The sequence below is a fragment of the uncultured Thermosynechococcus sp. genome, from assembly GCF_937958135.1.
Taxonomy (GTDB): Bacteria; Cyanobacteriota; Cyanobacteriia; order Thermosynechococcales; family Thermosynechococcaceae; genus Thermosynechococcus.
Genome location: NZ_CALGOG010000027.1, coordinates 1 through 7,338, shown reverse-complemented (window position 1 = coordinate 7,338; position 7,338 = coordinate 1). Strand labels below are relative to the sequence as shown.

The following is a 7,338-nucleotide window of genomic DNA, read 5'->3' as shown; positions in this document are numbered from 1 at the left end:
GGGGTAATCTCTTTTTGCTCCGTCTGGGGGTCAGGGTAAATCACCACCGCCTGCCAGTCAGAAAACGTATCGCGCTTTAGGCGCAGATACAGAAAAATCTCCGCAAAGAAGCGCTCGTAGAAGGTATTGTCCCGCTGAAACTGCACTTCACAGAAATACACCACCCCTGCGGGGTCAGGGGGGACAAAGACGCCATCAATGCGAAAGGTGGTTTCCTTGAGTTCAATCGAGTCAAAGCGGTAGCCTTCAGAAGAGTCTAGACCCAAGAGGTCAAAGAAGGTCTGGGGCAACTGGGCAAAGAGTTGATAAAAGAGGGAATCACGACGCATGGGCTAGGAGGAGCGCCCTAGCCATGAAACCACTTCCCATAGTTAATAAAATCTAGAAGTATTTCTGCAAAGTTTTTGGGGCAATACACTTGCTGGAGGGTACGTCCGCCCCTAGATCCCCCGTTTGCATAGATTGGGCATATTCTTGAAATTGGCCATCTGCCGCTTGACCTGTGTTCAAAGGCTTTTCCGGCAGCCCTGTCCAAGAGGCAGTTTAGGTAAATACGTTCCAAGAGAGGCAACCAAGTTATGGCTCGTTTGCTCCCCTAGTTTTAGATCAAGGCACCAAAGGAGGCCAACTGATTCAGTAGCGGTTGTAGGTCAGCTCCTGCCGAGATTACCAACGCTAGACCTTTAGATGGACTGCATGGGAAGTACTAACGTTGTCGTTTTTATCATAATTTCCTATGCGCTTTGAGTATGACCTGCTGATCGTGGCAGCCAGTCCCTTGGCGTTGGATTTGGCCTATCGCTGTGCGGCATTGGGGCGGATTGGCTTAGTCATTCCAGCCGCCGATGGGCAGTGGCAATGGCAGTGGCAACGCTGGTGGCTATCGCAGTTTCCGCCCCTAAGGTTGGATCCGCAGCATTGGCAGGATTTTCAAACCCATCTCAGCCACGGACAACAGCGCTATGCCCCTAGGGTTTTGGAACTGGCGGGGGTAGATGTAATTGCAGGCCCAGGTCAATTTGTCTGGCAGCCGCGCTGTCATTTTCAAGTAGGGAGCGATCGCCTGTACGCGCGGGGCTATTTACTTCTGGATGCCCCTGCTGAGATGGAGAGTCAACACATGGATGCCCTCAGTCGAATTGAGTGGGTCTGTTGGCACCACTGGTCCGGCAAGCCCCCTTACCCCGATGGCCAAGGTCTACCGCTTGTGACAACAGAAGATGCGTGGTTCAACGATCGCCTGCACGCTGCCCTAAAGGGTCTAGGTGTAGGGGTTCCCCTCCTGGGAAGGCGTCAGCCGCCCGATCCGACCCCTTTGAACTTGCAGCCTCTTCAGCGGGATGCCCAAGGCTGGTTGCGAATCACTGGGCAAGGCCGCACCAGCCATCCCCAACTCTATGCCTGTGGCGGTTGGCAGCGGGGGTACAACTTGCCTTCCCTAACGCAATTTGAAGCTTTTGCGATCGCCCACAACATTTTGCAGCGCAAATCCCTGCCCCTAGATTACTCTCGCCAACCATGGTGGCTGGCTCTCCCTGTGCCCCTTGCTCGGGTGGGGTGGAATGCCCGCCAAGCCCAGCACTGCCTTCGAGAACCCCTTCAACTCTGGGATATTCTGCATTTTAGCCCCGCTGGCCAAAGCCTTGGTCAACTGGTGGTTAGTCGCCGCGGCCAGCTTCTTGGGGCAACCCTGATGGGGCGGGAGGCGATCGCCGGCAGTCGCACTCTGGGGCAATGGCTTCAGCGGGATGCCCTCACTGCCGTCACCTATCTCGGCTGGGAAGTGGAGCACCAGCGCCAGCGATCGCCCAAATCGGGGATTGGCCTTGACTCCCCCGACCCCTGATGCTGCCAGAGAATGGTAAAGGCGCCCGCCCCTTCCCCTTGCTGGGGCCAGAGACGATAGCAGGGAAACGCCGCCAGATGGGATTGATAGGCGGCTAGTACGGGCACCCTTTGGGGAATCAGGTGGGGAAACGTGGCCACAAGCCAAGCGGCCACCTCCTCATTTTCCTCGCGACTAAAGGTGCAGGTGCTATAGAGCAGCCATCCCCCCGGCCGCACAAGGGCAGTTGCCGCCGCCAGAATCCGTTTTTGCCGCCGTTGGTTGCGGCGAATCGTTAGCGGATGAAAGCAGCCGTCGGCTTTTTGTCCCTTGGCCAGCAGGGATTGACCGGAACAGGGGGCATCCACGATCACGACATCGGCCGTGCCTTGAAACTCGGCAGCCAGCACTTCAGGGTCCCAAGAGGTGACACCCACGGGATGCACTCGACAGCGCTTGAGATTGCCAATGAGCATCCCCACCCGTTTGCCGATGGTTTCGTTGCACAGTAGATAGCGGGGGTGGAGCGATCGCCAGGCAAACAAGCTCTTCCCGCCGGGCGCCGCACACACATCAATTACCAATGACGGCTCCTGCGGCAGGGTTAACAGCGGTACGGCCGCAAATACCGAGGAGCTGTCCAAACAGTAGTAGGCGCCTGCCTCGTGGAGTGGGTGTTGACCCGTGGGGCTGCCGGGCGCAAAGCGACTAACCCAGGGGGGTTGCCAAGGCAGGGGCGGCAATGGCTCAAAGGGTAAGGGGGAAGTCGGCTCTCTGCACCAAAGCACTGTGGCAGCGTAGGGCGGGGGAGTGGTGAGTGCCTCTAAAAAACTCTCCCGTTCGCCCGGAGGGCGCGCTTTGCGATCGCCGCCAGTCTCAAAGAGACGGTTGGCACAGGCTATAGCCAAGCGGGAGAGTTTCGCCCCAGGTTTAGCGGCGGATGGCAATGGCACCTTTGACGGCTTCAGCGAGGGCACGCACACTGGCCACCATGGCCACTTCACTATTCAGTTGGTTAACAGCAGAGCCGACTCCAACACCCGCAGCCCCAGCGGCGATCGCCAGGGGAATCGTCACTGCCGAAAGACCGGAAGCGCAGAGCACGGGCACGGCAACAGCGCGGGAAATTTCATAGGCGGCCGCCAATGTGGGAGCGGCTTTTTCAATCAGACCCAACGTGCCACTGTGGTGGGGCTGGCTACTGGTGCCCCCCTCGGTTTGAATGACATCGGCGCCGGCAGCCACCAGGGCCTCAGCGAGGGCAACCTGTTGATCTAAAAGCAGCGTGTGGGGCACAGTCACCGACAGCATGATCTGGGGCAGTAACTCGCGAGTTTGGCGCGTTAACGCCAGCACTTCCTCAGCGCTAAACACCCGCCCTTGGGCATAGAAACTATCGTAGTTCCCAATTTCCACGAGATCGGCACCGGCGTTTACCGCCCGCAGCAGTTTCAGGGGTTCTACCGCTGAGACACACACTGGCAGGGAGGTGAGTTTCTTGGCAAGGCGCACCAGTTGAGGATCAGCAGCAATATCCACAAAGGTGGCGCCCCCTTGATCGGCGGCAGTGACCACTGCCCGCACGCGATCGCGATCAAAATTGTTGAGACCACTAATAATTTTGAGGACAGAACGCTGTTCAAAGGCAGCAGCTAAACGCGGATGCAGCATAGGCTTGACACTTTCCATAGTTGTGCATTTTTTTATCCTACAGCCCTTTTTACGGTGACTGCGAGGGATATTTGTTAAGCTCGTAAAGTCTCTAGCGGTCGTTCAGCTTATAACCGTTCCCGTTACAGTTCTCATTGGCTACTGGGGTGCCCTAAAATCACCCTCTTGCATCGTATTCTCACCCACGACCATGGCAAAAAGGTCGCTGTGATTGTCAATGAGTTTGGCGAATTGGCAATTGATATCAACTGGTGGTCAACACCGATGAAGAAATTTTTGAGCAATGCCGCCGCGCATCCATGGGATAACCCCTTGACCAAGGCATGCTCCACCCACCAGGCGGCTGCCATGGAATACATCCTCGATGCGGGGGGCTTCGACCCGATGCGCCTAAGGATAGCGCAAAGTTCCCAGGGATAGATCCTCAGGAAATCTCAGAAATAAGCTACGATTGATTTGTCTCTGCTGGATAAAAATCTGGCGAGAGAAGGGTGGGACACGCTCGGATGGCCTGTGGATCAAACCGCAGTGGCGGTCGGAAGGAGGAACCCGCCGAGGTGACTCAGGGGTGGTTGAATGCCACGCTTGGGGGCGGTAGGAATCTCTGGCCTGAAGGCCGGGAAGAATGTCAATCGTAATAGTCCAACGATTTTAGTATGGACATCCAAACTCTCGAAAACTGGCTCTGGGATGCGGCGTGCGTCATTCGCGGCCCGTTGGACGCACCCAAGTTCAAAGATTACATCCTGCCGCTGATTTTCCTCAAGCGCCTTTCAGATGTGTTCGACGATGAGATCAAGCGCCGCGCGCAGGAATTTGGCGGGGAAAAGACTTTGCTCCACTTGCTGGAGCAGGAACGCCAGAGCGGGCATGTGAGCCTTGTGCGCTTTTTTATCCCCGAACACGCCCGCTGGGAGGCGATCCGCCGGCGGACGAGCGGCCTAGGGCAGTATCTAACCGACGCGGTGCGTGCCGTGGCGCGCGAGAATCCATCCTTGGCCGGGGTGATTGACATGGTGGATTTCAACGCCACCGCCGCCGGTCAACGTATCATTTCCGACGAACACTTGGCAGCGCTGATCGAGGTGCTCTCGCGCCATCGGTTGGGGCTGTACGACGTGGAGCCGGATATCCTCGGTCGCGCCTACGAGTACCTGCTGCGCAAATTCGCCGAGGGGCAGGGACAATCGGCCGGCGAGTTCTACACCCCGCGCGAGGTCGGCGTGCTCATGGCGCGCCTGCTGGAGCCAGAGCCGGGGATGAGGGTCTATGACCCGGCCTGCGGTTCGGGCGGCCTGCTCATCAAGTGCCATCTGCGGCTGGTAGAGAAGTTGGGAACAACAGAGAACATCGAGAGCACGGAGAAGTTCTCTGTCAACTCTGTGGTGAAACGCCTTCCCTCCCATATCAAGCCGCTGCGCATCTTCGGGCAGGAGATCAATCCGGCCACCTTCGCTATAGCGCGCATGAACGCCGTCATCCACGACATTGAGGCCGACATCCGCCTCGGCGATACGATGCGCCAGCCAGCCTTTCGCGACACCGCCGGGCGCTTACAGACCTTTGACCTGATCGCCGCCAACCCGATGTGGAATCAAAAGTTCGGGCAGGAACTCTATGAGAACGACCCGTTCGAGCGATTCCGCTATGGTATCCCGCCCTCTTCCAGCGCCGACTGGGGCTGGCTGCAACACATGCTGGCCTCGCTCAATGAACGCGGCCGTATGGCGGTGGTGCTGGATACGGGCGCGGTCAGTCGCGGCAGCGGCAACCAAGGCTCGAACCGCGAGCGCGACATCCGCAAGGCCTTCGTCGAGGCCGACCTGATCGAGGCGGTGATTCTCTTGCCCGAAAATCTTTTCTACAACACCACTGCGCCGGGTGTCATTCTCGTCGTGAACCGCCGGAAGCGTCACCACGGCGAAATCCTGCTTATCAACGCCAGCCAGCAATTCGCCAAAGGGCGCCCGAAGAATTACCTAGCCGAGGAGCACATCGAGACCATCGCCCAGATTTACCACCGATGGGGCAATGTAGGGGCGAACGGTAGTTCGCCCGACGGCAGTTCGCCCCAACATGCCATCATTACGCGCGAAGAAGCGGCGCGCAACGATTACAACCTCTCCCCCAGCCGCTACGTGAGCGTGAACGGGAAGGAGGATGTCCTGCCGCTGGAGGAGGTGCTGGTGCGGCTGGAGGAGGCGGAGGAGGAACGCGCCGAGGCCGAGCGCGCTTTGCGCGAGGTGCTCTTCCGTTTAGGACTAAATTAGAGAGCCTACTATGAACCTAGCTATTCCTATCCATGAATCGGAGCTTAAGGAGTTCTGCCAGCGTTACCGCGTGAAACGGCTTTCCTTGTTTGGTTCAGTGCTGCGCGAGGATTTCAATCCGCAAAGCGATGTGGACGTACTGGTGGAGTTTGAGGCGGATGCTGCCGTGGGTTTTCTCACCTTAAGCCGCATGGCGCGGGAGCTCTCTGAAGTGTTCGGCAGGCCGGTGGACCTTGTCCCTAGGGAGGGCCTCAAGCTTGCCATACGCGACGCTGTACTGCGCGAAGAACAGGTGATCTATGCGACCTGAACGCCTGTACCTAACCGATATGGTGGAAGCGGCGGATGCCATTGAGCGGTTTCTGAGAGGAATCAGCTCAGCCGACTTCATGCAGGATGAATTGAGGCAAAGCGCTGTGCTGCAGAAACTTATCGTCATCGGCGAAGCAGCAGCACGCTTACCTAAGCGCTATACCGACCAGTACCAGGACATCCCATGGCACGACATCGTCGCCTTCCGCAACCTGGCCGTGCACGAGTATTTTGCGGTTGACTGGCGCATTGTTTGGGTCACGGCGACTCAAGACGTGCCGCTACTGAGACAACAAATCGCCCGTCTGCTAGAGGAGCTGAGAGATGGCGAATGAAATTGAGAACCTGCCCGACGGCTTCCGGATGACCGAACTCGGCCCCCTACCTGAGGATTGGCAGGTGGTGAGGTTAGGGGAGGTAATGACGCCAGTCACACGGGATAGCCGTCGTATTAGCGTTCAAGACAACCAGATTTACGCCCTGTTGTCCGTGGGACTCTATGCTCATGGAGTTAGAGTGAAAGAATCTGTTTTCGGTAAGCAACTCAAGAGCAAAGTATGGTATCGCGCAGAACGCGGCGATTTTCTGCTGTTGAAAATTTGGGCACGGAAGGGCTCCTACGGCTTTTTTCAGGCGGATGTACTGAACCCGATTGTGAGTGGAGATTATCCAATTCTTCGTCTTGATGAGGTAAGAGCAAACCCAGACTTTATAGGGCTATATTTGTCTCAATCGTTCGTGTGGGACAGATTAGATGCTGGAGCAAAAGGAGCCACAAATCGTCAGCGTGTTCATGAACGGGAATTTCTCTCCCTTACTACCATCCCCCTCCCCCCTCTGCCCGAGCAGCGGGCGATCGCGCACGTGCTGCGGACGGTGCAAGAAGCGAGGCAGGCCAGCGAGCGGGTCATCGCCGCCCTGCGCGAGTTGAAGCGGAGCCTGATGCGCCATCTCTTCACCTATGGGCCGGTAGGATTCACCACGGAGAACACAGAGAACACGGAGAAAATCTCTGTGCCATCTGGGGTGAACCTCAAAGAAACCGAAATCGGCCCCATCCCCGCCCATTGGCAGGTGGTGAGGTTGGGGGAGGTATTCGAGATACAGCAAGGCAAATCATTGTCTCCGAAATCACGTGCTGGTTCGCGAAAACGTCCTTTCTTGCGGACAGCAAATGTTTTTTGGGGATACATAGACCTATCATCACTTGATGAAATGCATTTTGACGAAACAGAAGAAAAACGATTGGCGCTAAAGCCA

8 protein-coding genes and 1 pseudogene are annotated in these 7,338 nt (G+C 57.1%); 6 read left to right on the top strand and 3 right to left on the bottom strand.

The genetic code is table 11. The features are described 5' to 3' along the window. On the bottom strand, positions 1-329 hold a 329-nt coding region (locus tag Q0711_RS03895; RefSeq protein ID WP_299041686.1), incomplete at its 3' end, for a DUF2887 domain-containing protein. A 407-nt stretch (positions 330-736) separates the two neighbouring features. On the opposite strand from Q0711_RS03895, the gene Q0711_RS03890 reads away from it, so the two are divergent. Then, positions 737-1,846, top strand: coding sequence for a hypothetical protein (locus Q0711_RS03890; protein WP_298614999.1), 1,110 nt, complete (start codon positions 737-739; stop codon positions 1,844-1,846). On the opposite strand, the gene Q0711_RS03885 is transcribed toward Q0711_RS03890, so the two are convergent. Together Q0711_RS03885 and Q0711_RS03880 are read right to left on the bottom strand one after the other, a co-directional pair. After that, on the bottom strand, positions 1,768-2,778 hold the full coding sequence (locus Q0711_RS03885) for an RsmB/NOP family class I SAM-dependent RNA methyltransferase (protein ID WP_298615002.1): 1,011 nt from the start codon (positions 2,776-2,778) through the stop codon (positions 1,768-1,770). The two genes, Q0711_RS03890 and Q0711_RS03885, sit on opposite strands and share 79 nt — an antisense overlap. Continuing rightward, the gene (locus Q0711_RS03880; RefSeq protein WP_298615005.1) at positions 2,756-3,496 is read right to left on the bottom strand and encodes a DUF561 domain-containing protein; all 741 of its coding nucleotides are present in this window, start codon (positions 3,494-3,496) and stop codon (positions 2,756-2,758) included. Before Q0711_RS03880 ends, Q0711_RS03885 begins: the two co-directional genes overlap by 23 nt. 67 nt (positions 3,497-3,563) lie before the next feature. Between Q0711_RS03880 and Q0711_RS03875 the strand changes: the two are divergent. The 5 genes and pseudogenes from Q0711_RS03875 to Q0711_RS03855 all read left to right on the top strand — a co-directional run. Beyond that, a pseudogene (locus Q0711_RS03875) lies at positions 3,564-3,777 on the top strand (GTP-binding protein); the annotation flags it as partial. 375 nt (positions 3,778-4,152) lie between these two features. After that, positions 4,153-5,766 (top strand): type I restriction-modification system subunit M, encoded by a 1,614-nt coding sequence (locus Q0711_RS03870; protein WP_299041681.1) that lies wholly within the window; start codon positions 4,153-4,155, stop codon positions 5,764-5,766. A gap of 10 nt (positions 5,767-5,776) precedes the next feature. Next, the gene (locus tag Q0711_RS03865) at positions 5,777-6,076 is read left to right on the top strand and encodes a nucleotidyltransferase family protein (protein WP_299041678.1); all 300 of its coding nucleotides are present in this window, start codon (positions 5,777-5,779) and stop codon (positions 6,074-6,076) included. Further along, on the top strand, positions 6,066-6,413 hold the full coding sequence (locus Q0711_RS03860) for a DUF86 domain-containing protein (protein WP_299041675.1): 348 nt from the start codon (positions 6,066-6,068) through the stop codon (positions 6,411-6,413). The genes Q0711_RS03865 and Q0711_RS03860 overlap by 11 nt, the downstream gene beginning before the upstream one ends. Next, positions 6,403-7,338 (top strand): restriction endonuclease subunit S (locus Q0711_RS03855; RefSeq protein WP_299041672.1); only part of this gene is annotated, 936 nt, incomplete at its 3' end. The genes Q0711_RS03860 and Q0711_RS03855, both read left to right, overlap by 11 nt.